General features: G+C 34.5%; 19 protein-coding genes. 6 read left to right on the top strand and 13 right to left on the bottom strand.

What is annotated here, in order from left to right:
- Positions 1-432: 432 nt before the first annotated feature.
- The 3 genes from H603_RS0108070 to H603_RS0108080 all read right to left on the bottom strand — a co-directional run bounded on the left by H603_RS0108070 (position 433) and on the right by H603_RS0108080 (position 1,679).
- Entirely contained in the window at positions 433-978 is a 546-nt protein-coding gene (locus tag H603_RS0108070) for a hypothetical protein (RefSeq protein WP_035675708.1), read from the bottom strand.
- 101 nt (positions 979-1,079) lie between these two features.
- A complete protein-coding gene (locus tag H603_RS0108075; protein ID WP_026708107.1) occupies positions 1,080-1,448 on the bottom strand; it encodes an STM3941 family protein in 369 nt (122 codons plus the stop codon).
- Between the two features lie 6 nt (positions 1,449-1,454).
- Positions 1,455-1,679: a hypothetical protein gene (locus H603_RS0108080; RefSeq protein WP_026708108.1), complete on the bottom strand. Its 225-nt coding sequence runs from the start codon at positions 1,677-1,679 to the stop codon at positions 1,455-1,457.
- 55 nt (positions 1,680-1,734) lie between these two features.
- Between H603_RS0108080 and H603_RS0108085 the strand changes: the two genes are divergently transcribed.
- Positions 1,735-2,136, top strand: a complete 402-nt coding sequence (locus tag H603_RS0108085) for a hypothetical protein (protein WP_026708109.1) — start codon at positions 1,735-1,737, stop codon at positions 2,134-2,136.
- On the opposite strand, the gene uvrB is transcribed toward H603_RS0108085, so the two are convergent.
- From uvrB to H603_RS0108135, 10 genes are all read right to left on the bottom strand, one after another.
- Positions 2,133-4,124, bottom strand: a complete 1,992-nt coding sequence (gene uvrB, locus H603_RS0108090) for an excinuclease ABC subunit UvrB (RefSeq protein WP_026708110.1) — start codon at positions 4,122-4,124, stop codon at positions 2,133-2,135. The two genes, H603_RS0108085 and uvrB, sit on opposite strands and share 4 nt — an antisense overlap.
- Positions 4,125-4,247: 123 nt before the next feature.
- Positions 4,248-7,334 carry a TonB-dependent receptor gene (locus H603_RS0108095; RefSeq protein ID WP_026708111.1) on the bottom strand — a complete coding sequence of 1,029 codons (3,087 nt, stop codon included), beginning with the start codon at positions 7,332-7,334 and terminating at the stop codon, positions 4,248-4,250.
- Between the two features lie 324 nt (positions 7,335-7,658).
- Positions 7,659-8,603, bottom strand: a complete 945-nt coding sequence (gene rlmF / locus H603_RS0108100) for a 23S rRNA (adenine(1618)-N(6))-methyltransferase RlmF (protein WP_035675711.1) — start codon at positions 8,601-8,603, stop codon at positions 7,659-7,661.
- A 101-nt stretch (positions 8,604-8,704) separates the two neighbouring features.
- Positions 8,705-9,367 carry a thiamine diphosphokinase gene (locus H603_RS0108105; protein WP_026708113.1) on the bottom strand — a complete coding sequence of 221 codons (663 nt, stop codon included), beginning with the start codon at positions 9,365-9,367 and terminating at the stop codon, positions 8,705-8,707.
- A gap of 98 nt (positions 9,368-9,465) precedes the next feature.
- Positions 9,466-10,287, bottom strand: a complete 822-nt coding sequence (locus H603_RS0108110; RefSeq protein WP_026708114.1) for a DUF4249 domain-containing protein — start codon at positions 10,285-10,287, stop codon at positions 9,466-9,468.
- Positions 10,288-10,290: 3 nt separating this feature from the next.
- A complete protein-coding gene (locus tag H603_RS0108115; protein WP_026708115.1) occupies positions 10,291-12,672 on the bottom strand; it encodes a TonB-dependent receptor in 2,382 nt (793 codons plus the stop codon).
- 129 nt (positions 12,673-12,801) lie between these two features.
- Complete coding sequence (locus tag H603_RS0108120) at positions 12,802-15,024, bottom strand: NADP-dependent isocitrate dehydrogenase (RefSeq protein WP_026708116.1); 2,223 nt, start codon at positions 15,022-15,024, stop codon at positions 12,802-12,804.
- Positions 15,025-15,297: 273 nt separating this feature from the next.
- Positions 15,298-15,648: a 50S ribosomal protein L19 gene (rplS, locus tag H603_RS0108125; protein WP_026708117.1), complete on the bottom strand. Its 351-nt coding sequence runs from the start codon at positions 15,646-15,648 to the stop codon at positions 15,298-15,300.
- A gap of 156 nt (positions 15,649-15,804) precedes the next feature.
- Positions 15,805-16,485, bottom strand: coding sequence for a tRNA (guanosine(37)-N1)-methyltransferase TrmD (trmD, locus tag H603_RS0108130; RefSeq protein ID WP_026708118.1), 681 nt, complete (start codon positions 16,483-16,485; stop codon positions 15,805-15,807).
- 163 nt (positions 16,486-16,648) lie between these two features.
- Positions 16,649-19,171, bottom strand: coding sequence for a M14 family metallopeptidase (locus H603_RS0108135; RefSeq protein ID WP_026708119.1), 2,523 nt, complete (start codon positions 19,169-19,171; stop codon positions 16,649-16,651).
- Positions 19,172-19,417: 246 nt separating this feature from the next.
- Here H603_RS0108135 and H603_RS0108145 point away from each other — a divergent pair, with 246 nt between their 5' ends.
- From H603_RS0108145 to H603_RS0108165, 5 genes are all read left to right on the top strand, one after another.
- Positions 19,418-21,541 (top strand): M3 family metallopeptidase, encoded by a 2,124-nt coding sequence (locus H603_RS0108145; RefSeq protein ID WP_026708120.1) that lies wholly within the window; start codon positions 19,418-19,420, stop codon positions 21,539-21,541.
- 258 nt (positions 21,542-21,799) lie between these two features.
- A complete protein-coding gene (locus tag H603_RS0108150) occupies positions 21,800-22,795 on the top strand; it encodes an alpha/beta fold hydrolase (RefSeq protein ID WP_026708121.1) in 996 nt (331 codons plus the stop codon).
- A gap of 114 nt (positions 22,796-22,909) precedes the next feature.
- On the top strand, positions 22,910-23,578 hold the full coding sequence (locus H603_RS0108155; protein WP_026708122.1) for a peroxiredoxin-like family protein: 669 nt from the start codon (positions 22,910-22,912) through the stop codon (positions 23,576-23,578).
- 134 nt (positions 23,579-23,712) lie between these two features.
- Positions 23,713-24,897: an MFS transporter gene (locus H603_RS0108160; RefSeq protein ID WP_026708123.1), complete on the top strand. Its 1,185-nt coding sequence runs from the start codon at positions 23,713-23,715 to the stop codon at positions 24,895-24,897.
- 43 nt (positions 24,898-24,940) lie between these two features.
- The gene (locus H603_RS0108165; RefSeq protein ID WP_026708124.1) at positions 24,941-25,873 is read left to right on the top strand and encodes a peptidylprolyl isomerase; all 933 of its coding nucleotides are present in this window, start codon (positions 24,941-24,943) and stop codon (positions 25,871-25,873) included.
- Positions 25,874-26,050 lie beyond the last annotated feature (177 nt).

The raw sequence follows: 26,050 nt of genomic DNA on the forward strand, positions 1-26,050 counted from the left end.
CTTCTTAACAAGCTCAATCATACAAGAAAAATAGACTACAAAACAGCCATGGTGGTTCAATTAAATGAAGCCACATCTCAAAGTCGGTAGCTATTTTATTTATTGCTTCGCTAGTTCGATCGAAGCTCTTGGGTCTTACAATCATACTGATGCTGGTGGCTGCCAAAAGCAGACCACATATAGGAGTGTGAGCTTTAAGATTATAAAAGGAAACAATATGAAACAAAAGAGGAATTAATTCTTGGCATCATTGAAAAAGTTAGAATAACTTTTTCAGTCCTAAGCCTTCGGCGGACAAAAAGTTGTTTCCAACTTTTTCAATAAGCCATTGGGATAGAATTCAATACTCGAAAAACACCTTACATATAACCCTCTCAAAAGTTGTTAATAACTAAACGATGCTTTACATAGGAATGGTTGTTGGTGGCAGTATTAATTCCATTCTTTTAGTTCATTGTCAAATTCTTTCAAGTTGTGATTTAAGAATTTAAGTTCTAAAATATATTCATTTTCTGTTTTTTGATAGACTATTTTGTCAGCAATATATTTTTCAATTAAGTTTAAGTCGAGTTTTTCGCTTAACGTTTTTATTTCATTTGGATAATTTCCATATTCAGTTTTATAAGTTTCTATTTTATTTGTCAATTTAATTCCAATTTTATTTGTTGTGTAATCATAAGTTTTAAAAGCAAGACCAATTAAAACCATATTTGCAAAACCTAAATAGGCAATTAATTCAGAGTATTTTCTAAAGTGGGAATTATTATTTGTTCCTCTATACCATCTTGCTATTAAACCTCCAATTGCCATCATAATCATAATTACCCAAAACATATAAAAATTACTCAAAGAAGCAATAAGCATACAAATTAAAATTAGCAAATAAGCAATATATTTTTGACCATTTGAAACTGTATTTAATGTTAAATTAGAATTGAAGTTTTGGATTTGATTATTTCGAAGATTTTTTTCTGACATTCTAATATTGTTGATAAAATCTGTCAGTTTATTTTCGTCAATTTTTATTTGACTCAAATTTATGTTCAATTCTTGAGCACCAACATATTTATTTAGTTTGTTTAGCCAACTAAAAGTATTTTTTTTAACACAAATGTTTCGTCGACAACTATTGATATAAATTTTTGATTATAAATTTCAAGTAAATAACTCTCTTTAATTTGCTCCCATTTTATTTCATTCTGTTTTGTCGTTCTGTCCCAAATTCCGTTTTCATTTATTATAATTTGAGGTCTTTTGTCTAATAAAGTAAAAATGCTAATTGGAATACCAAAACCAAAAAATGAAGTCATAAACCAACCCATATAATAATCAAAAGTTCCATTTTGCTTTTCAGAAATCATCCAAATTCCTATTAATACAAAAGGTAAGCTTAAGGCAAGAATTTTTAATCCTTTCGAGTTAGATTTGTATAATTTTAGTTCTGTCATTTTTGATTATGTCTTTTTTCTACGATTTGCGAAAATATTGCCACCAACTGTATACTTTTTTTGAGTGGTTTTATAATTGTAAGGAACGTAAACCCAAATTTTCTTTGTTGCGTGCAATTGTGGTGACTCAACAGTGAAAACATCCAATTGATTTGGATCTGTGATATTTTGCGCTTGATTACTACCACTGATCAAAAAAACTATAAAAAACAGCCAAAATTGTTTAATCATGATTTGTTCTTGGGATTTAGTATTAAAAAGGATATTTTAGCTAAAAAAAAATATAATGGAAACTTACGAAGAAAAAAAGAATCTGATCTTAGATATGATCGCATTTTCTACTGAAGATGGTGTATTGCCAAAAAAAGATTATGATTTTCTATTTGTTATCGCTAACGCTTTAGATTTAGAAAAAGGAGATTTTAATAATTTATTTCTTTTAGATTTGCCAGTAATAAGTGCAAAGACGGGATTTAGACGTATGCAGCAATTCTACCGCTTAGCTTTTTTAATGCACCAAGGGAAAGTTTTAAATACGAACGAATCGAATACTATTCACCAAATTTCGATTAGTATGGGAATCAACCCAGATGCGACAAAAAAGGTGTTGCGCAAAATGGAAAAAATGCCTAACACGGTTATTTCTCCGGAAGCATTATTGAAAATATATAAAGAGTTTCACGACTAGTCAGTCTGCTTTTGTAAATTTTTAATTTCGTCTCGTAATTTAGCTGCCTGCATGAAGTCCAGATCTTTTGCTGCTTTTTCCATAGACTTACGTTTTTCTCTGATTAATTTATCAATTTCAGGTTTAGATAAATATAAATTCTCTGGTTCGGCAGCCGCAGATAGGCTATGTCCTAATTCCTGCTCAATTAGCGGGCTTTTGACAAAAGCACTTTCAATCTTTTTATTTAATGCTTGTGGCGTGATGTTGTTTTGGGTATTGTAATTGATCTGTTTCGTTCTTCTATATTCAGTTTCATCAATGGTTTTTTGCATACTTGCCGTTATTTTATCAGCATACATGATCGCTTTACCATTTAAGTTTCTTGCAGCACGACCAATTGTTTGCGTTAAAGAACGGTGACTTCTCAAGAAGCCTTCTTTGTCAGCGTCTAGAATTGCCACAAGAGAAACTTCTGGTAAATCAAGACCTTCACGAAGTAAGTTGACACCAATAAGTACATCAAACAATCCTTTACGCAAGTCTTGCATAATTTCGATACGCTCTAAGGTGTCTATGTCAGAGTGAATATAGCGACAACGAATATTCACTTTAGTTAAATATTTTGCTAATTCTTCTGCCATTCTTTTTGTCAAAGTAGTAACAAGAACACGCTCGTCAAGTTCGCATCTTACTTGTATTTCTTCAATAAGATCATCAATTTGATTTAAGCTAGGACGAATTTCGATTATAGGATCTAATAATCCTGTAGGACGAATCACTTGTTCTACTACAACACCTTCAGTTTTTTGTAATTCATAATCAGCAGGAGTAGCCGATACATAGATTACTTGATTTTGCATCGCTTCAAATTCATCAAATTTCAAAGGACGGTTGTCCATGGCAGCAGGTAATCTAAAACCGTATTCTACTAGATTTTCTTTTCGGCTACGGTCACCACCATACATAGCATGTACTTGCGATAGTGTAACGTGGCTCTCATCTACAACCATTAAAAAGTCTTTAGGGAAGTAATCTAACAAGCAAAAAGGTCTTGTGCCAGGCAAACGGCCATCAAGATAACGAGAGTAATTTTCGATACCAGAACAATACCCTAATTCGCGGATCATTTCTAAATCAAAATTAGTACGCTCTTCTAATCTTTTTGCTTCAAGATGTTTTCCAATTTCTTTAAAATAATCGACTTGTTTCACTAAATCCTGCTGTATATCCCAAATAGCACCTTGTAGAACATCTGGAGACGTTACAAACATATTTGCTGGATAAATGGTCAGTTTTTCAAATTTTTCAATAACAGAAGCATCTTTGACATCAAACGATTCTATCTCTTCAATTTCGTCACCAAAGAAGTGAATTCGAAAAGCATCATCTGCATAACTAGGATAGACCTCTACAATATCTCCTTTAATTCTAAAATTTCCAGGGTTGAAATCAGCTTCAGTTCTTGAATACAAACTTTGCACCAATTGATGCAGTAATTTAGTTCTAGAAATTACTTGGTCTTTTTCAATTTCGATTACATTTTTTTGGAATTCGACTGGATTCCCAATACCATATAAACAAGATACAGAAGCTACGACAAGAATATCACGACGACCTGATAGAAGGGAAGAAGTAGTGCTTAAACGCATCTTTTCTAACTCTTCATTTATAGACAAATCCTTTTCGATAAAGACTCCCGTTACGGGCATGAACGCTTCAGGTTGATAATAATCGTAGTAGGAAACAAAATATTCAACAGCATTGTTAGGGAAAAACTGTTTGAACTCTGAATATAGTTGCGCCGCCAATGTTTTATTATGAGCAAGTACCAGCGTAGGTCGTTGCACCTCTTGAATAACATTTGCAACAGTAAAAGTCTTACCAGATCCTGTAACTCCTAGTAAAGTTTGAAATTTTTCGCCATCAACTATTCCTTGACTTAATTTGTCAATTGCTAATGGTTGATCTCCTTTTGGTTGATAATCTGATACTACTTGAAAATTCATAATTTGATTGGGACACATTAATATAATGCAAAGTTACGAAGTTTAAAATCAATCTTATCTTAACTAAAATCTAAAAAAAAACCACCATGATTGCATGGTGGTTTAGTAAATTAAAAAAGTTTATTAAAGACTCAAACTCAATCTAGCAAAAACAAATCTTCCGTTTTGTCCAAATTGTGATGTGTTTCTTGAATACGTAAATTGATTTCCGTTTGACAAATCAATTGAATTATTTGATCCTGTAGTAGGAGAGTAGACTATGTTTCCAATAGCATCAATTCCAGATGCTCTTTCAGCGATTGTTTGTGGTCCTAAATTTCTAGTAGGGTAAATGTCAAAGATGTTATTAGCACCTATTACGATTTTAGTCGTGCTCGAGATTTTGTATCCTACTGATAAATCAGTTACAATTCTAGCATCCCAAGTTGGGTGTTCATTTTCAACCACTTGGTTATTGACTACAATAGCGTTGATTCTTCCATCTCCATTTGCATCTACGATATTTGGATCAGTCACTTGACCGAAATATACGTTTCTCAAGAAGAAATCAAATTTCTTTACCGCTAATGTATTTGTTAGGTTCGCTTTTGCTCTTGGTACGGCTTCTTCAAGATATATTCTACTTGTTTCAGAGAAGTATCTGTTTGTTTGTCCGTTATCCTCTAAAATTTGAGAACCTTTGATGTCTCCAACTTTATTTGTTTTAGAAATCGTTCCTGATAAATCAGTTTTCAATGTTAAACCATTTCCAATATTTGCTTTATGGCTTATTACAACATCAACACCTTTTGATTGTGTGTCAATTGCATTTGCAAAAAATGTTGCAGCAGTTGCATTTGCTTCATCAAAAAGATTTTGCAAATCTCTTTGTGTAGTTCCAGTAGGATAAAAATAATTTGGAGCAACACCACCATCAGCTTGTTCTAATTTAGGTCTTGAGAATTGGTCAGTAAGAACCACTCTATTTTTGATTTTCACGATATAAGCATCTGCAGTAATAGTCAGTTTTGCTTCTGGAATTTTAGCAGTAAAACCAAAACTAGCACTTTGCGAATCTTCTTGTTTCAATTGTGGTATTCCTAATAATTTTGCAGCAGGAGAATCATTACTGAATGTTCCTACTTCAAATGGAACACCCCCTACGAATTGTGTCGCAGTAGAGTTGTAATAAATTTGGTGCAACGATGGCGCTCTAAATCCTGTAGAAACGGCACCACGTAAATTCACATTGTCTGTAAGTTTGTAACGAGTAGCAATTTTATAGTTTGTTGTACCTCCAAAATCAGAATAGTTTTCATAACGCAGTGCCCCGTTTAACAACCATTTTTCTGTTACGTCATATTCAAGATCTGCATAAACAGCACCACTTGTACGACCTTTGTCAATTGCATTTGCAGGTTTGAAACCTGGGAAAACTTGTGCTCCTCCAGCTCTAACACTACCGTAAAAATCAGTTGCTTTTAAATTGTCTGCAGTTGTAGCTCTAACGATGTTACCATTAATGTCGTATTGGTTGTAAGAATCTGGTTCACCTTCTTTAATTTGAAAGTTTTCATGTCTAACTTCAGCTCCAAAGGCAACATTAAATTGATTAATTTTTTTCGAAATATCAAAATTTGTTGTGTTTTGAGAGAATGCCAACCCACCTGCATCAAATTTAGTTGGAGAGTTTTCTCTTAATGAAGAGTTTAATGTGTTTTCGATATTATAGTCAAAACCATTTCTACCAAAAGCATTACTTAAGTCAAATTTCCAATCTTTAAAAATTATACCTCTAATTCCTGCAGCAGCAGAAATGTCGTTGATTGTCGAATGAATCTCAGGTAAGAAACCATTTGGATATAAGAACGTGTAGGTTCTTGACTGGTTTGGTTTTCTGTAAAATCCTGCTGCTTCACCAGTTCTATGACTAGTTCCTCCAAAAGCATACAATTCTAAATTGTCATTAATCGGGTAAGCAGCGTTAACAAAAAATTGAGCACTTTGCAAAGACGATTGTCCAACATTCATGTTGAAATTATTTCTTTCTAAGTTTCTATATTTTAATTCTCCTGCTGTAGCATCAAAGTTCAACGCTGTTTGCATGTCAGCTATTGTTGCTGCACCAAGAATTGAAGCTTGTTGTCCTGCAGTGAAATAATCTACCCCTAAAGCCGATGTTTTAATAGTAGATAATATTTGAACTGAATTAGGAGTGTTGTTAATGTTTCCCCATAGGGCATTTATATTAGTTCCATTTTCAATCGCTCTTTGCTCGATAGCATTAAATGCGCTAAATAAGTTTCCTGTAGCGTCTTTTGCTCTACTTGTCTGACCTCTTAATTGAAAACTTCCTGTAACGTTGATAAAGCTTTTGTCTTTACCAAGACCTGTACCGTAGTTCACATCTAGTTGGGCATTGTTTCCATCATTTCCTCCTCTATGATCATTAGATCCCTCAGAAAGTTGGGTCCCGCCTAAAATATTGATGTCAAGTTTATTTGTCGCTTTTTTTACGTTTACGTTAATGACGCCAGCAATCGCATCAGATCCATATTGTGCAGATGCACCATCTCGCAATACCTCAATTTTTTCTATTGCAAAGGCAGGAATAGCATTCAGATCCGTTCCTACTGATCCTCTACCTGGCGAACCATTAATATTCACAAGTGAAGAAGTGTGTCTTCTTTTTCCGTTAACTAAAACTAATACTTGATCTGGTCCTAAACCCCTTAATTGTGCTGGGTCTATATGGTCTGTTCCATCAGCTACAGTTGTTGTATTTGATGTGAAAGATGGCGCTACCATATTCAAGATTTGGTTCAAGTTAGCTTGTGGACCTTGAGAAGCAATATCTTTCATGCTAATAACATCAATAGGCACCGCAGATTCTGTTACTGTTCTAGCAGCGCTACGCGAGCCAAGAACGACAACGTCTTGTAACGTTTCTCCACTACCTGCTAATGATACATTGATAGTTGTTGAGGTAACCTTGATTGTCTTAGTCTCAAGCCCTACATAGGAGAATTGCAGTAAGTCTCCCATTTTTGCCAATATGGTGTATTTACCATCCACATCTGTAGAAGTTCCTTTAGTAGTTCCTTGCACTAATACTGACGTTCCTGGTAAGGGACCGTCTGTGTCGTCACGTACGACACCAGATACTTTAACTTCCTGTGCGGTAATAATACCGCTGAAAATTAAAGCCATTAAGAGTAGAATTTTTTTCATGAGTTTTCTTTTTGGTTTCATTTCAAAAATACAACAATCTTAATTTTTTGTTATTTCTATGTTAACAAATAGTGAATAGATATATTCTATCACCTTTTTAGTCTATTTGTTATTGAATTGCTAAAAATATGGAGTCGAAAAAACATTTTGTATGGAGCAAATGTGATATGAACGGGGGCTTAGATTCCCAATTTGAAGTGTTTTTTCAATACGCTTACCAATAAAACGTCTTCCTAACGGTATTTTAATGAAATGTACCTATAAAAAAAGTGGCTAACCTGTTACTGGTTAACCACTTTCCTTATAAAATTTCGTTTTAAATAGTTATTCAAATTTCCAAGCCTGCTGCTGCTCTTCTGTTAAAAAAGTCCAAGCCACTATTCTACTTGTTTTTTGGCCTTGAGCCATATCAATAGTCTTAATTGTAGCAACATTAATTTTGTTTAAAGTTTTATAAATACTTGACAAGTGCGATTGTTTTGCTACTAGAGTTGTAAACCACAAACATTGCATAGGATACTTTGCACTTTCATAAATCATTTGTGTGATAAAACCTAGTTCACCACCTTCACACCATAATTCTGCATTTTGTCCTCCAAAGTTTAGTACTGGTTTTGTAGTTTTCTTGTCTTGTAAATTATTTACTTTTCGCAACGATCCTTTTTCTGCTTCAATCTGAGAAGAGTGAAAAGGTGGATTGCAAATTGTAAATGCAAATTTATCTTGAGGGGTAATTATATTTTTGAAAATAAAACGAGCCGATGTTTGTTGTTGCAAACTGATGACATCAATAAGTCTAGGATTGTTTTCGATAATAGTCATGCAGCTGTCAATTGCTTTTTCATCGATATCAGTACCTACAAAACTCCAGCCGTAAACTGCATTTCCTAACAAAGGATAAATACAGTTTGCACCTAGGCCTACATCGAGTCCTTCAACAGTAGTGCCAGTAGGAATCACTCCATTGTTACTGTTAGCAAGTAAGTCAGCGATATAGTGAATGTAATCAACACGGCCAGGAATAGGTGGGCACAAATAGTTTTCAGGTATTTCCCAATTTTTCACACCATAATATGTAGCCAATAAAGCTCTATTCAATGTTTTAACTGCGGCAGGATCGCTAAAATCGATTGTTTCAATTTTGTGTTCGTTAATTGCTACAAACGGTTTTAATTCAGGACAGTTGGCAATTAGTATGTCGAAATCGTAACGTGTACGGTGTAGATTTCTAGGATGTAAATTTGTTTTCTCTGTAATTTGCTTTGACATTTTCAATGTGTTTCAGTAAAGACGAGAATAACGATCTCATCAAAATCGGGGGCAAGGTATATAAAAAGTAGCACATTTATAGTGAGCTACACTTAATTAGATTAATCAGCGCATTCCATCATAAGTAAATCGCCATCATCATGTGTGATGGTGACAATTCCGTCAGTTGTGACGTGGTTGCTGCTTCCGGTTTTATAACCGATCATTAAATCATCTTTTTCTAAGGGATAATATAGATTAGTTGAGGTAATGCCACTTACTAATCCTATCGGAATTAATGATATGGGTGTTTTAGCCGTATACCACTTTTCGAAACGACGTTGCAATAAAAATACTTTAGAATGATCGTCTAAAATTACAATCTTGAGTAAGTCTCTATAGCGAACGATATTGGTCAAGTTGGTGATAGTGTGATCGGTTCGTTTTCCGGTTGCCCAAACAACATTTACTGCAGGAATTTTTCTTTCGATCAAATAGTCAAAAGCTTTTTCTAAATCAGTTTTGTCTTGATTGGGTGTATGGACAATTTCGATAGGATACTGTTTTTCTCGGTAATACTCAGGATCAAAATTTCGATCAAAATCTCCTAATAAAACATCTACTTTAATGTCTAATTTCATGACGCGCTCCATTGCCGAATCTAAAACAATTACTAGTGGCGACCATTCTAGCAATTGCCCTAATAATTCAGGATTACACGAAGCACCATTAGCGATTATTAAAGCAGGTTCTTGATCGTCTCTTACGATGTGATGTGAAGACATAGGTAATATATTAAGCAGGTAAAGATAAATAAAGCAAAAATAGTATGACTCTTTTCGAATAGTGAAAAACGAGATTAATGGCTAATTGTTAGATAGCTTTATTGAACAGTATACGTTTTACTATCGATTTCTCCCAAAGAAAAATAACCCAAAGCATAATTGTCTTTGTTTGTGGTATTGATAATATTTCCTCTTACAGTTGCGGGTGGCGATTGAAAGGGACCACCACTGTCTCCGCCTGATATTTTAATTAAAATGGAGAGATAGTTGTAATAGGTTTTTGAGATGCCATAATGTGTTACCGTCACTTCGTCCCCAACCTCAATATCGTCTTTGCTTGATAGGCTAAAGAATCTATTTCCTTGAAAAAAATCATCATCTGTGGTTGATAGGTTTTGATATAATTCATCTTTATACGCATACTGGAACAAGTAAAAATTAAGTTCGTTAGCAGGATCATTAAAAAACGTTTTAATTTGAATTTCGTCTCTAGTAATTCCTCCCTCATCATCTTGAGTTACTTCATCAATGGGAGCCACAGATTGCAATTTTTCTGTCGCAGTGTATGTAACACCGTTCAATTCAATTGTTAAAGTATAGGTTTCATTAATCTCAGGGACAAAATTAGAGCAATAATACTCACCAGGAATGTCTACCTCATTAAAATTAAAAACACGATTTGTGCTATTTGCAACCGTCACTTTTGCCCCAGAAACTGATGGGATAACTTCATTAAAAAAAGAGGTAGTAGTAGATAATTTGATTCTTTGCGTTCTACCGCTAGTATTCTTTTGCCATAGAATAGGAGCTTCGACAACTAATCTCGTTTCGGCTGTTTCAAGTTCAACGTCAATTACTTCCTCGCAACTGCTTAATGTTAGTGCCATTAAAATGACTATGTATGAGGCTATCTTTTTCATGAATTAAAATTTAAAATTATAACTAACTGCTGGAACAATACCAAAAATCGAAGTTTTTAAAGCTTCATTGGCACCAGTATCTAAATTTTGGCTGAAGTTTATTGAAGCAGCATTTTTTCTATTGTACAAATTGTAAATACTAAATACCCATTCGCCTTTCCAGTTGCGACCTTGATTTTTTGTAGGTGTTAAAGTAGCCGAAACATCTAAGTGATGATACGTAGGCAAGCGGTTGTCATTTCTAAGTCCGTAATTAGGAATGATTACGCCTAAATAAGAATACTGCCCATTAGGATAGGTAACTGGTTGTCCTGTTTGTAAAGCAAAGTTGGCGCCATACGTCCACTTTTTACTTTGTTGGTAGGAGGCTGTCACGGCAATATTGTGTGTTTTATCATAAATAGAACGGTACCATTCCCCATTATTTATTCCTAATTCATCGGCTGTTCTCCCGGGTGTTTGTTGCTCAGATTTTGATAATGTGTACGAAATCCATCCATTTAATCGACCTTCATTTTTTCTCAGCATTACTTCAAGTCCATAAGAGCGCATGCGTCCATTTAAAATAACTTGCTCGATAGCGTCGTTTGCAATAAGATCAGCATCATCAATATAATCCAATCGGTTTTGCACCTTTTTATAATAGGTTTCTACTTCAAGCGAATATTTATTAGTGCTAAAATTTCTAAAATACCCTAATGCGACTTGGTCTGCAATTTGAGGTTTTATATAATTGTCACTTGGCATCCAAATATCCAATGGAGTAGGTGACGAAGTATTCGAAATTAACTGTAAATACTGCACCATTCGATTGTAACTCGCTTTTATAGCTACATCATCATTAAATTTATAGGACACAGCCAACCTTGGCTCTAGATTGTCAAAGCTTTTTAAAACTTTATTTTTGTCATAGAATTTGGTTCCAATAGGAGTTGCTTTCTCATAAATTTGTTGATCAGAATTAAAGATTACCGGGTTGTCATTTTCATAAAGATTTAAAGTGGATTGTCCCAATCTATAAAATAAGCTGTAGCGAAGCCCATAAGTAAGTGCAATTTTTTCGGATAAATCATGCTCAGCAGAAATGTATAGGGCAGGTTCGAATGCATATTTTTTATCTAATTGATCTGGATTGATACCAGACTCCTCATCTGAAGGTTTAATAGTCCCAGGATTGAAAGAATAGTATATCGCATTTACGCCATAACTCAATTTAAAATTATCTGAAATGTAGTTTTTAAAATCGTATTTAATATTGTAGTTCTTTATACCAGAATCCCACTTAAAACCAATAAAATTAAGATCTAAGCCATAGTAGTAATCACTATAAATTAAAGAGAAGTTAGAGAACAATTTATCAGAGAATAAGTGATTCCATCTTAAATTTAAAGTAGTATTTCCATAAGTATTACTGAAACTTTCGCTTATTGCAAAAACGTCTCTACCAAAATAACCTGAAAAATACAAGTTGTTATTCGGGTTCAGTTTGTAAGATAGCTTTGCATTTAAATCATAAAAATAAGCCGAATTATCTTTATTTTCCTCAGACAACTTTAGAAACAAGTGCGCATATGAACTACGACCACCAATTAAGAACGAACCTTTGTCTTTTACAATAGGACCTTCGAGTAACAAGCGGCTTGATATAAGTCCAATTCCTCCATTTGCATGGAAGGATTTACTATTACCGTCTTTTTGATAGATATCTAAAACAGAAGCGGCGCGTCCACCAAAATTTGCTGGAATACCACCTTTGTATAGTTTTAAATCTTTAATGGCGTCTGGATTAAATACAGAAAAGAATCCAAAAACGTGAGAAGAATTAAATATGGTGGCTTCATCAAGCAGGATTAAATTTTGATCAGCACCACCACCTCTCACATTAAATCCAGATGCTCCTTCACCCGCATTTGTAACACCAGGCAATAATAGCAGTGATTTAATAACATCAACTTCACCTAGCACCACGGGCATTTTTTTAATCGAAGAAATAGAGAGTTTATTTATACTCATTTCGGTAGATCGAATATTGGTTTTCTTGCTATTGTCAGTTATTACAACCTCTTGTAATTCTTCACCACTGGATAGTAAAGCAAAATTCAATCTTAAGTTGTTATTTAAGTCTATGTTTTTAGTATTGGTTTCAAAACCCAAATAACTAGCAATTACGGTATATTTTCCTTCAGGTAAAGTGATAGAATAAAATCCATATTGGTTTGTACTTACCGTCGCATTTAACTCAGAGATGTATAAGTTGACTCCTATAAGCGTTTCATTACTTCTGCCGTCGGTTATAGAACCACTCAAGGTGTACTTTGATTGTGCAAAGGAACTGAAACTAATAAATAATACAATGATTATAGTCTTGACACTTTTTGAAAACATATTCTTTTTTTAAGATTGTAAACTGGGCGAAAAGATAAGAAAATTGGGATTAAACAAAGCTTAATAATACGTTAATAAAAAAGGCAACTGTTTCCAGTTGCCTTTAATTATTTTATTTAAAATTAGCTATTAAGCAATCTTAGTAAGTATTTCGTTAAGCGTTGCACTTGGGCGCATTGCTTTACTCGTTAATTCATGATTTGGTTGGTAATAACCGCCAATTTCCTGCGCTTTACCTTGAGAACCGATTAGCTCAGCGTTAATTTTCTCTTCGTTAGATTTCAATTCCGCTGCGATAGGAGTGAAGATAGCTTTTAGTTCAGCATCTTTATCTTGAGCAGCAAGGGCATCTGCCCAGTACATTGCTAAATAAAAGTGAGAACCACGGTTGTCAATTTGGCCTATTTTTCTAGAAGGTGATTTATCATTTCTTAAGAAAGAATCGTTTGCCTCATCTAATGTTTCTGATAATACAATAGCTTTAGAATTGTTTAAAGATTGACCTAAATGCTCTAATGAAGCACCTAATGCTAAGAACTCACCAAGTGAATCCCATCTTAAATAGCCTTCTTTTGTAAATTGCTCAACATGTTTAGGAGCTGATCCACCTGCACCAGTTTCAAACAATCCACCACCATTCATTAAAGGAACGATTGATAACATTTTTGCTGAAGTTCCTAATTCTAAAATAGGGAATAAATCAGTTAAGTAATCACGCAATACATTTCCAGTTACTGAGATTGTATCTTCTCCTTTTTTTATTCTTTCTAATGTGAAATTAGTAGCTTCAATAGGGTTTAAGATTCGAATATCAAGACCTTCAGTATCGTAATCTTTTAAGTATAAGTTTACTTTCTCGATTAATTGTCTGTCGTGAGCTCTTTGATCATCTAGCCAGAATACTGCTGGTGTACTAGACAAACGCGCTCTATTTACAGCTAGTTTAACCCAGTCTTGAATAGGTGCGTCTTTTGCTTGACACATTCTAAAAATGTCTTTTGCTTCCACTTTTTGTTCCATAACTACGTTTCCTTTTGTGTCTACAACACGAACAACTCCGTTAGCAGTCATTTGGAAAGTTTTATCATGAGAACCGTATTCTTCTGCTTTTTGAGCCATCAAACCTACGTTAGGAACACTCCCCATTGTGGTTGGGTCAAAAGCACCATTCTTTTTACAAAAATCAATAGTAGCAGTATAGATTCCAGCATAAGAACGATCTGGAATAATAGCTAATGTATCTTGTGCTTTTCCATCTTTATTCCACATTTGTCCTGATGTACGAATCATTGCTGGCATAGACGCATCAACAATCACATCAGAAGGCACGTGAAGATTTGTAATTCCTTTATCAGAATTTACCATGGCAAGGGCTGGACCGTTTGCGATAGCATCATTAATAGCTTGTTCAACTTCTGCTTGTTTTGCGTTTCCAGCAATTTTAGCATAAACATCTCCTAAACCATTGCGAGTATCAATACTTAACTCATCGAATAAAGCAGCATATTTTTCGAATACAGCAGCGAAGTAAACTTCTACAATTGCTCCAAAAATTATTGGGTCAGAAACTTTCATCATTGTCGCTTTCAAGTGAACAGACAATAGAACGTTTTTCTCTTTTGCTTCAGCAATAGCTTTCGATACAAACGATTTTAAAGCTTGCAAATGCATTACAGAGCTGTCGATAATTTCTCCAACTTTTAATGCAGTGCTTTCTTTTAATACAGTTGTAGTACCATCTTCGGCTACGAATTCAATTTTTACATCTGTAACTTCGTTCATTGTAACTGACTTTTCACTTCCGTAAAAATCGCCAGATTCCATTGAAGCAACAGAAGTTTTAGAATCAGAAGACCAAGCTCCCATTGAATGTGGGTTTACTTTAGCGTAATTTTTTACTGCTTTAGGCGCTCTACGATCAGAGTTACCTTCACGCAATACTGGATTCACAGCAGAACCTAATACTTTAGAATATTTTTTCTTTATTTCTTTTTGCTCCTCATCTTTAGGCTCTTCTGGGAAATTAGGAACTTTGTAACCATGTGCTTGTAATTCAGCAATAGCTTCTTTCAATTGTGGTACAGAAGCAGAGATATTAGGTAATTTAATAATGTTTGCTTCTGGTGAAGTTGCTAATTTCCCTAGTTCAGTCAATGCATCTTTAACTTTTTGGTCTTCTGTCAAAAATTCTGGGAAGTTTGCTAAAATTCTACCAGCTAATGAAATGTCTTCAGTCTCAATCTCGATTCCTGCAGTCGATGTAAATGCTTCAACAATAGGTAATAATGAATAAGTTGCTAACAAAGGAGCTTCGTCAGTTAACGTGTAAATAATCTTAGGTTTCTGTGTCATCTTTATATTTTTATAATCGTATCCTCATGAAAAGGATGTTGAATGAATCGTATGCTTAAAATTAAGCGATGCAAATATAATGAAATCAGACCATATTTAGACTCAGTTTGAGTTAGAATTAATTGAATTATAGGATTGTTAACTTGGTAGTGTTGAATTTATTGTTTTAACGATGGAATGGGCTTATTTCAAACAATGATATCGATTTAGTTCACTTATAGGCAAAAAAAAATCCCAACAATGTTGGGATTTTTCACATAAAAGGATAGTAAACTATCTTCTTTTGTCTTTGATTTTTGCTTTTTTACCAGTAAGTTCTCTAAAGTAGAAAATTCTAGCTCTACGAACTGAACCTTTTTTGTTGATTTCAACTTTTTGTAAAGCTGGCAAGTTTACAGGGAAGATACGCTCAACACCTATTGCACCTGACATTTTACGAATAGTAAAAGTTTCTGTGTTACCAGAACCTCTTCTTTGGATAACAACTCCTTTAAAAAACTGTGTTCTAGTTTTTTCACCCTCTTTAATTTCGTAGTAAACTGTGATTGTGTCTCCAGCTCCGAATTCAGGAAATTCTTTTTTAGTAACTAATTCGTCTTTAACGAATTTCATTAAATCTGCCATGATAATTGTAATTATGGTTTTTAAAATAGAGTAACATTCACGGATCTCGCCAGAGGTTAGTCTAAAGTGGGTGCAAAAGTAAATAAAAATGTTTAAAGTTTAAAGTTTATTTTATTTAAAATTCAAACGTTCAGTGCTTTCAACTTGAAACTAATTTTATTCTTCCTCAAGTATATCAGGGCGTCTTGTTTTTGTATGTTCGTATGCCATATCTTCACGCCATTTGTCAATTTTTGCCGAATGACCGCTAAGCAACACATCGGGAACTTTCCATCCTTTGTACTCTGCAGGTCTCGTATAAATTGGTCCAGAGAGTAATCCATCTTGAAAACTATCTGTTAATGCTGAGGTTTCGTCACTTAAAACTCCCGGGATTAATCGAATTAATGCATCTGAAAGTACCAAGGCGCCTAATTCTCCTCCTGACAAAACATAATCACCTATTGAGATTTCTTTTGTGATAAAATGATCTCTAACACGCTGATCAACACCTTTGTAATGTCCGCATAATATAATGATGTTCGTGAACATCGACATACTATTGGCCATTTTTTGATTCAATGTTTCTCCGTCAGGTGACATGTAGATTATTTCATCGTACTCACGTTCACTTTTTAAATGAGTGATGCAAGCATCGATAGGCTGCACTGTCATCACCATTCCTGCGCCACCTCCATAAGGATAGTCATCGACACTTTTTTGTTTATTAAGTGTGTAATCTCGCAAATTATGAAAATGTACTTCAACAAGTCCTTTGTCGATAGCGCGTTTCATAATTGAAGCTTCAAACGGACTCTTTAATAATTCAGGTAAAAGGGTAACAATATCTATTCGCATAATTCTATTTTTCGAATGTAAAAATAGTTTTTTATCGGGGATAAATTTATTTTCGAACAAAGGTTTTAATTAAAAAAGGCAATCTTATAAATGAAAACACAATTGTATCTTTCATTTATAAGATTGCCTAAAGACTACGTAAGCTAGCGAAATGGAAAATATTTTACATCAACTTGCTAAAGAAAACAGCATTCCAAAATAATTTTTCTGTTCCCAACCAGAAAGCTCGAAAGTTAGTATTGTCAGTAAAAATTAAAATTTTACCGTCACCATTTCTTGAAGCTTGAAAAGGAACTGTTTCTTTTAATATAGCCAGATTGCCTGGAGATATATAACCACTGAGTAATGGATTTTTAGTGTACTTTATAGGATTAGCATAGCTATTTACATTTGGTTCAATTAGTATTGATGTATTTCTAAACATAGGTAACTTGTTTCTAGGCATACCAAAATTAATAGGATGAGATAAATCTAAATTTGTTTCAAAAATAGCTCCTGAGATTAATTGTGCTCCTCTAAAATCAGCTCTTTGTTCATAACTGATATTCTTAGCTTCTTCTTTGTGTTTAATATAGTTTACATCGATCATTTTCCAAGCGGTTAGCCATCTAAGCGCATCTTGATAAGCAATTAAAGTGCCGCCATTTTGTACCCACTGTTCTATCTTACTTACTGATTCTTTAGAGAGACCGCTGTAATTCCCGTTTACTAGGATCAAAGTGTTGTATCTGTTCAAGTTTACATTTTGGAATTGATCCGTATCAATTTTTGTCAAAGGCATAGCTGCTTTTTGATCGAATAAGTGCCAAATTTCACCTGCATCTGAAGGGTCAACACCTTTGCCCACTAGCATCGCTACCTTAGGAAGCTCAATCGTTTCAAAATTTGGATTTCCTAAATTAATACCTTCTGTAAAACCTGTTTCAACGGCCGTTATATTAAAATTATATTCGGGAATAATGGTGCTTAGGTAACTGTAAATAGCCTCTGATTGCATCTCTTGATTCTGCACCGGTACAAACAAACTACCATAAGAAAATGTTTGCCCGCTGTGGGTAAATGGTTGCGATGTTGCTCTTACACGAAGTCCTTTCGATAAGATTTGGTTGAGCAATTTAGGCGATTGATAGTCTGTCCATTCGATTAAATAACCAATATCACTTTTAGAGGTAACGATTCCTGCTTTTAGAGTAGGTTCATATTTCGAACCTGCATCTGACAGAGAATTCAAACCTTCAAAATTCACGTTAAAAGCCAGGTCAAAACTCCATGCCGATATATCATAAAACAAGCTGTCTTTAAACTTTGTTTCTCGGTCAAAAATAGCATTAATCATTTTACTATTTTGCTGCTGTACGGGAATGATGTAGCTATTGTCTTTTTTGAATTTTTTATTGTTTACCGTAATGTCATTTTTCAAAGCTAGCATTTCGACTTTGTGTTGGCTTAATATTTTTGCTAGTTCGTTTACTCGCGTAGCATCATTTTCATCACCTACGATATAACCTTTAACTTTACTATTCTTGCTGTCTGATCTTGCTTTAGTGTAAAAATCACGTTGATAAGAAAGTAACTCTGTTCGCATTTCAGAGGTTGCTTTCAAAGTAGACAAACTAGTTGTAAATTGATTACGAATAGTGAACGGAAATGTTAGAATTCCGTTTGCACTTTCTTGAGCATGTCCTCTAGAACTCGCTTGTTCAAATAAAATACCAATCGATCCATTAATATCAGGATAAGACGACCCTTTACCGTAATAAAAGTCATCATAGTTCTCTTCGATAAAATAAGAGCTACCTATATTATCTAGCGCTTTTGCATGATAACCTGCAATTTTCATTGTTAGTTTTTGGTTCAATTCAGGTGTTAAAGGATTGGTTCTGCTAGGTTCACCCGGTTGAAAAAAGTAAGTAGCATTGGTTCCCATTTCGTGAAAGTCACAAAGTACATTGGGCATCCATTTTCTAAACGTCTTAATGCGAGCTTGACTCTCAGGAAGCTGAACAGGCAACCAATCTCTATTCATATCAAATAAGTAATGGTTGAACCTTCCACGAGGCCAGCCTTCATTGAATTCACGGTCGTTAGGATCTGTAACTAAGTTAGCGCTTTTATTACTGTTTACCCAAGTAGAAAATCGCTGAATTCCGTCAGGATTAAAACAAGGATCTAATAAAATCACCGTATTTTCAAGTGTCTTTTCTAGCTCTTGGCTCTCACAGGCAGCAAGATAATAGGTCAACGCAATAGCAGCTCCTGAACCACTAGATTCATTACCGTGTATCGAATATCCTAAATACACAATCACTGGCATATCGTCTAATGTTTGTTGGCTATTTTCTCCAGTTAAATTGGCGAGATGTGCCATATTGATTTCGTTTATTCGAGCCAAATTTTTTGGACTTGAAATAGTCAGCAATTGTAACGGACGGTTTTCATAAGTGAATCCGGTAGTTTCAATCGCAATTCGGTTGGATAGTTTAGCGACCTCCTTCATGTAAAAAGATAGCTGCGTGTGATCAGTATGCATTTGTCCTAACTCAAAATTGAAAAAGCTTTTAGGAGTGGGGATGTTTTTATTGTAAGTAACATTTTGTGGCAGGTAGTAATCTAAAGTAATCTTTTCTTGCTTTTGCGCGCTTGCTGTAAATGCTATTAAAAACGTAAAATAGTAGAGTAGCTTCATAGTAGTTAATTTGGTTGTGTTGGTTATTTATTTGGGCGATAATTGCTTGGTATTCCAGTGAGTTGGTTCTTTAATACCTGTTTCTCAATTTAGATTTGGACAAATATAGCACTATTTTTTTGAGCAGTTTCTAGCTAATAATTGGTTCAATAAAGCTGTTAATTTTAGAACTTTAACCCTTGTCAAATCTCCTTCTCCCATTTTTTTTGATTACTTTTATGATCGAAAATAAATTAAACTCAAACTATGAAGATTTTTTCTAATTTAATATTAGCGGGCTCTATGCTTGTACTGGCATCCTCTGTACAGACGGTTAGTGCTCAAAATAAAGCTGTGAAAATGACTAATCCTTTACTACAAAAAAGTGCTTTGCAATATCAAGCACCTAGCTTTAACTTGATTAAAGACGAGCATTTTAAACCTGCTTTTGAATATGGACTTGCTGTTCAAGATAAAGAGATATTGGCTATTGCAAACAATGCTGCAAAACCTACTTTCCAAAATACTGTTTTAGCACTTGAAACATCTGGTGAAGATTTAAAAAGAGCAACAGGGATGTTTTACAACCTAACGAGCTCAAACACAAATCCAACATTACAAGCTTTGCAAGCAGAATATGCACCAATTTTCTCAGCGCATAGCGATAAAATGTATTTGAATAGTAAATTGTACAAACGATTTAAATCAATCGATTTGAATTCACTTAAAGGTGAGGATAAAAAATTGACCGAAAGTTATATTCAAGATTTTGAACTTGCAGGAGCAAATTTATCAGATGCTGATAAAGAGAAAATGAAAAAAATCAATGGAGAACTTGCTACTCTAAGTACTTCTTTTGGTGATAAATTATTGACTGCTCGTAAAAATGGAGCGGTTTTATTCGACAATGCTTCAGATCTAGATGGATTGAGTGCAAGTGAACTTGCTGCTGCCAAATTAAAAGCGACAGAAGAAGGTCACGACGGAAAATACTTAATCGTATTACAAAATACAACACAGCAACCTATATTACAAAATTTGACAAACAGAGCTTCTAGAGAAAAAATCTTTAAATCATCTTGGACACGTGCTGAGAAAAATGATGATGGCGATAGCCGTGAGGTTTTAGAGCAAATGGCAAAATTGCGTTTGCAAAAAGCCAAATTGATGGGTAAAAAGAATTTTGCCGAGTGGAAACAACAAGATCAAATGGCTCAAACTCCAGAGAGAGCGATGAATTTATTGGCTGAAATTGCTGCACCTGCAGTTGCAAAAGCTAAGGTAGAAGCAAAAGAGATTCAGGATTTAATCGATGCTCAAAACGGAGGTTTCAAATTAGAGCCTTGGGATTGGGATTTTTACTCTGAGCAGGTTCGTAAAGCAAAATACGATTTAGACGAGAGCCAAGTAAAACCGTATTTCGAACTAACTACAGTGCTTGAAAAAGGAGTATTCTTTGCTGCAAAAAAAATGTACGGAATCACTTTTAAACAACGTACAGATTTACCAGTTTACCACCCAGATGTTGTTGCTTACGAGGTATTCGATAATGACGGAAAATCTATGGCAATTTACTATTTAGATTTCTACACTAGAGATAATAAAAAAGGTGGAGCTTGGATGAACAGCCTTGTGAAACAATCTCATTACTTGAAACAAAAACCAGTTATTGTAAACGTTTACAACTTTTCTAAACCAGTTGACGGAAATCCTTCTTTGATTAGTTTTGATAATGTAACAACAATGTTTCATGAATTCGGACACACTTTACACGGTTTGTTTGCTAATCAAAATTACGCAAGTCTTTCAGGTACTTCTGTGCCACGTGATTTTGTCGAATTTCCGTCTCAAATCAATGAGCACGCAGCTTTAGATCCTGAAGTGTTGAAAAACTATGCATTACATTATAAAACTAAGGAAGTAATTCCTCAAGATTTAATCGATAAAATTAAAAAAGCAGAATCTTTCAATAGCGGGTATCACGTAACAGAACTTTTGGCTGCAGCTACTTTAGATATGGCTTGGCATAGTGTTGAAAATGAAGCTGATTTTAAACCAACGTTAGTTTTTGAAAAAGAAGCTCTTGAAAAATATGGTTTACTAGTAAATGAGGTGCCTACAAGATACCATTCTCCTTATTTTGCGCATATCTTCTCAGGTGGATATTCGGCAGGATATTATGCTTACACTTGGTCAAAAACTTTAGATTATAACGTTTATGACTGGATGAAAGCAAATGGTGGTTTGACTAGAGAGAACTCTGAGAGATTTAGAAAATACATTTTATCTGTTGGTAATAGTGTAGATTTAAACAAAGCTTTTGAAGAACTTATTGGTCATAAAATGGAAATCGAACCTTATTTGAGAAACGCAGGTTTAACAGATAAATAGTCAATACAAAACAAGAACTAAATGGCATTCATCAAGGATGCCATTTTTTTTATGTAAACTTTTTAGGAGCAATTTCCAGCTTTTCACTCTATCTTTTCTTGCTTAAAGACAGCAATAAAAGGATGTCGCTGCAATCTGGGCTAGAACCTACATTTCTTGAGAAGATCCAAGGTAACTAAATTGTAAAGTTTTCCTAAAGTCTGTTTAGACGAATTCTTTCTACTTAAATTTACAATCACAATTGTAACAACAGCTAATATGAAATTAAAACAACTATTCCTCCTCTTTTTTATAACTGCAACTTCATTTGCGCAGAAAGACCAATTGAAATGGTTAGATATTAATTTAACCAACTATGAATATCCATATCCTGTACATTTTATCACTTTAAAAGTGCAAAAACAGGAACTTAAAATGGAATATATGGATGTGAAACCTGAGAACTTCAATGGTAAAAGCGTTCTTTTATTACATGGTAAAAACTTTAATGGAGCTTACTGGAAAACAACTATCGATGCCTTGACTAAAAAAGGTTTTAGAGTGGTGGTTCCTGACCAAATTGGTTTTGGAAAATCAGATAAACCAGATAATTTTCAGTACACATTCCAGCAACTAGCCGAGAATACTAAGCAAATTTTAGATACGTTAGGAATCAAAAAAATAGCAGTTCTAGGACATTCAATGGGTGGAATGGTAGCAACACGTTTTGCACTTATGTATCCTGAAACGACTGAAAAATTGATTCTGGAAAATCCCATTGGCTTAGAGGACTGGAAACTAAAAGTGCCGTATCAAAAAGTAGATTGGTGGTATAAAAACGAACTAACACAAAGTTATGATCGAATTAAAAAATACCAATTAGACAGTTACTACGACGGAAAGTGGAAACCAGAATATGACGAATGGGTAAATTTATTAGCAGGTTGGACTTTAAATTCTGACTTCGAAAGAATAGCTTGGAACGCAGCTTTAACATACGACATGATATTTACACAACCTGTAGTCTATGAATTCCAAAATATAAAAGCACCTACTTTACTAATTATTGGAACTAGAGATAGAACAGCTTTAGGAAAACCATTAGTTTCAAAAGAAGTGCAAGCTACAATGGGATTATATGCTAATCTAGGTAAAGAGACGCAAAAGAAAATACCAAATGCTAAATTGGTCGAAATACCAAACATTGGTCACATGCCACACATCGAGAGTTTTGATAAATTTATTACTCCATTAACTGCATTCTTAGAAAAATAATAAAAGATGGGCTTGGAAAATGTTTTCAGGGAAATTTGCCAACAAAAGAAGCTTTTTAGGCAAATTTAGAAAATAGGATACGCTTACCTTTGTTTAACAATTAAAATAAAAATTATGAGCACAGAAAATAAAAATACAGGATTACAGGCAACATTAGATGAAGCTAAAAATACTTGGGAAGCAAAAGCACCTGAGCAAATAAAAGAAATATACGCAGAAGGTATCGCAGATGTAACACGTCAAAACGTAGTGTCTAACGCAAAAAAGAATGATGACAAGGCGCCAAATTTTACACTAACTAATGCAACTGGTAAAGAAGTAGAACTAAGCGAATACCTTAAAAAAGGACCAGTAGTCTTAACTTGGTACCGTGGTGGCTGGTGCCCTTACTGTAACATGACATTACATTATTTACAAGAGCAATTGCCTACAATTCACTTAAAGGGAGCAAGCCTTTTAGCTTTAACACCTGAATTACCAGACAAATCTATGTCTACTGCTGAAAAACACCAATTAGAATTTGAAGTTTTAAGTGATGTTGGAAACAAAGTAGCTAAGGATTACGGAATCGTTTTTAAACTAACAGATGCAGTTGCTGAGTCATACCAAAACGGATTTGATTTACACGGTTTCAATGGTGATGAGTCTGATGAGTTGCCTCTTGCAGCTACTTATGTAATCGATCAAGATGGAACGATTGTGTATACTTTCTTAGATGCTGAGTATAGAAATAGAGCCGAAGCTAAGGATATATTTGCAGCACTAGATGCAATTAAAAAATAAGATTCGTTTTTAATAATAATAAATACCCTCAGGAGTAATTCACTTTTGAGGGTGTTTTGTTTTCTTAAGCAAACACAAATTAATGACAAGGATTATAAAAATATTATTTTACCACTACAACGTATTTTTGCGCGATGAATTTATCAAAAAAGAATGTCTTATTTATGGCAGCGGCTACAGGTTTAATTGTAGCCAACTTATATTACTGCCAGCCGTTAATAGTATTAATAGCAGACGAATTTAAAATACCCCATGCTGATGCTGGGACAATCACTTACCTCACACAAGCCGGATACGCCATTGGTTTATTTTTTATGGTACCACTTGGAGACAAGCTAGAACGAAAAAGCCAAATCCTCTACACGACTTTTGCATCTGTTATTGCATTAATTATTGCAGCAACAGCTCAGAGTTATTTGATTTTAGAAATTGCGTCACTTTTAATAGGAATCACATCAATCGTACCACAACTTATTTTACCATTAGCAGCAGCATTAAGCGCACCCGAAGAGAGAGGGAAAGTTGTGGGAACCATCATGAGCGGACTCCTCGTAGGGATATTGCTATCAAGAACATTAAGCGGTTTTATAGGTGATGTACTCGGATGGCGCGCTATGTTCTGGATTGCTTCAGGACTATGTTTGCTTTTATTTTTCATTATAAAAAAACAATTTCCATACAACAAACCCGTTTTCAATGGATCGTATGGGCAATTAATTAGTTCGCTATTTACACTTATAAAAGAGCAGCCGTTACTACGTGAAGCAACGTTAATCAATGTATTTAGTTTTGCTCAGTTTGGAGCATTCTGGACTACCATGGTATTGTTGCTCTCAACTGATCCTTTCAATTTCAATAGCGCAACCATTGGATTATTTGGTATTGTAGGAGCTTCAGGAGCATTGGCCGCACCATTAGTTGGTAAATTAGGAGACAAAGGGAGTTCAAGAGTAGCTGTTGGTTATGGCTGTATGCTAATTGCTTTGAGTTTCGGTGTTTTTTACTTCTCAGGAGCAAGTGTTGTGGGGATTGTTATAGGGATAGTATTGATCGACATTGGTTTGCAAGGAGTACACATTTCTAATCAAACCCGTGTTTACTCGATACTTCCAGAGGCTAGAAATAGAATGAATACAGTATTTATGTCCTTTAGTTTTTTAGGAACTGCCGCTGGATCAGCATACGGACTCTTTTTGTGGCAATATGGGGGATGGCATGCTGTGACTTTGGGTTGTTTGCTATTATCAGCGCTAGCTCTTGGAGTCTATGCGTACACGTACAAATCAAAGGCAAAACGTATCGAAAGTGTTAAAGGATAAAAAATTAATTTGTAAATTTGCAATTCAATAAAAATAAATAAAGATGGAAAACGGAATATATGCTAAATTTAATACTGCAAAAGGTACGATTTTAGTAAAATTAGAGCATGAATTAACACCAGGAACTGTAGGTAACTTTGTTGCTCTTGCAGAAGGTAACATGGAAAATAAAGTAAAACCTCAAGGACAAAAATTCTATGATGGTTTAAATTTTCATAGAGTTATTCCTGATTTTATGATTCAAGGAGGATGTCCTCAAGGAACTGGAACTGGAGATCCTGGATACAAATTTGACGATGAATTTCACCCAAGTTTAAAACATGACAAACCAGGTATTTTAGCAATGGCTAATTCAGGACCTGGGACTAATGGTTCTCAATTTTACATCACTCATGTACCAACTTCATGGTTAGACGGGAAACATACTGTTTTTGGTCACGTTATCGAAGGACAAGATGTTGTTGATGCAGTTGCACAAGGAGACAAATTAGACTCTCTTGAAATTGTAAGAGTAGGTGAAGAAGCTCAAAAATGGAATGCTATCGAAGCTTTTGTAGGTTTAAAAGGAGCTCGTTTGAAAAAGCAAGCAGCTTTAAAAGCAGAATCTGAAGCAAAAATGGAAACATTAGCAGCAGGTTTTGAAAAAACAGAAAGCGGATTGCGTTACCAATTCATCCAAAGAGGTGATGGAAAACAAGCAGAAGCTGGTAAAACAGTTGCTGTACACTATGAAGGATCTTTAGAGTCTGGAAAAGTTTTTGATTCTTCTTACCCAAGAAAAAAACCAATCGAATTCAAATTAGGGCAAGGACAAGTAATCGAAGGATGGGATGAAGGTATCGCTTTATTAAAAGTAGGAGACAAAGCACGTTTTGTTATTCCTTCTGATTTAGGATACGGACCAGCTGGTGCAGGAGGAGTTATTCCACCAAACGCTACTTTGATTTTTGACGTTGAATTAATGGACGTTAAATAATTCCACTTTTAAATCTTAGTAGTTTTCACTTGTGGAGATAATCAGATTTAAGAAATAAAATAAAGTATAAAATTAGAACGCTTCAAAATTTATTTTGAGGCGTTTTTTTATGCTGTAAATAGTGCAAATCAGTATGAGTTTTAGGGAATTGTTAAGCACGGGTTAAACTGTTAGGCA

The sequence above is a fragment of the Flavobacterium frigidarium DSM 17623 genome, from assembly GCF_000425505.1.
In the GTDB taxonomy this organism is placed as follows: Bacteria; Bacteroidota; Bacteroidia; order Flavobacteriales; family Flavobacteriaceae; genus Flavobacterium; species Flavobacterium frigidarium.

Coding starts and splice junctions, on each gene's coding strand:
- H603_RS0108135 (WP_026708119.1), bottom strand. CDS start 19,171: ATGAAGCTACTCTACTATTTTACGTTTTTAATAGCATTTACAGCAAGC.
- H603_RS0108160 (WP_026708123.1), top strand. CDS start 23,713: ATGAATTTATCAAAAAAGAATGTCTTATTTATGGCAGCGGCTACAGGT.
- H603_RS0108155 (WP_026708122.1), top strand. CDS start 22,910: ATGAGCACAGAAAATAAAAATACAGGATTACAGGCAACATTAGATGAA.
- H603_RS0108110 (WP_026708114.1), bottom strand. CDS start 10,287: ATGAAAAAGATAGCCTCATACATAGTCATTTTAATGGCACTAACATTA.
- H603_RS0108120 (WP_026708116.1), bottom strand. CDS start 15,024: ATGACACAGAAACCTAAGATTATTTACACGTTAACTGACGAAGCTCCT.
- uvrB (WP_026708110.1), bottom strand. CDS start 4,124: ATGAATTTTCAAGTAGTATCAGATTATCAACCAAAAGGAGATCAACCA.
- H603_RS0108075 (WP_026708107.1), bottom strand. CDS start 1,448: ATGACAGAACTAAAATTATACAAATCTAACTCGAAAGGATTAAAAATT.
- H603_RS0108165 (WP_026708124.1), top strand. CDS start 24,941: ATGGAAAACGGAATATATGCTAAATTTAATACTGCAAAAGGTACGATT.
- rplS (WP_026708117.1), bottom strand. CDS start 15,648: ATGGCAGATTTAATGAAATTCGTTAAAGACGAATTAGTTACTAAAAAA.
- H603_RS0108145 (WP_026708120.1), top strand. CDS start 19,418: ATGAAGATTTTTTCTAATTTAATATTAGCGGGCTCTATGCTTGTACTG.
- H603_RS0108105 (WP_026708113.1), bottom strand. CDS start 9,367: ATGTCTTCACATCACATCGTAAGAGACGATCAAGAACCTGCTTTAATA.
- H603_RS0108095 (WP_026708111.1), bottom strand. CDS start 7,334: ATGAAAAAAATTCTACTCTTAATGGCTTTAATTTTCAGCGGTATTATT.
- rlmF (WP_035675711.1), bottom strand. CDS start 8,603: ATGTCAAAGCAAATTACAGAGAAAACAAATTTACATCCTAGAAATCTA.
- trmD (WP_026708118.1), bottom strand. CDS start 16,485: ATGCGAATAGATATTGTTACCCTTTTACCTGAATTATTAAAGAGTCCG.
- H603_RS0108080 (WP_026708108.1), bottom strand. CDS start 1,679: ATGATTAAACAATTTTGGCTGTTTTTTATAGTTTTTTTGATCAGTGGT.
- H603_RS0108150 (WP_026708121.1), top strand. CDS start 21,800: ATGAAATTAAAACAACTATTCCTCCTCTTTTTTATAACTGCAACTTCA.
- H603_RS0108085 (WP_026708109.1), top strand. CDS start 1,735: ATGGAAACTTACGAAGAAAAAAAGAATCTGATCTTAGATATGATCGCA.
- H603_RS0108115 (WP_026708115.1), bottom strand. CDS start 12,672: ATGTTTTCAAAAAGTGTCAAGACTATAATCATTGTATTATTTATTAGT.
- H603_RS0108070 (WP_035675708.1), bottom strand. CDS start 978: ATGTCAGAAAAAAATCTTCGAAATAATCAAATCCAAAACTTCAATTCT.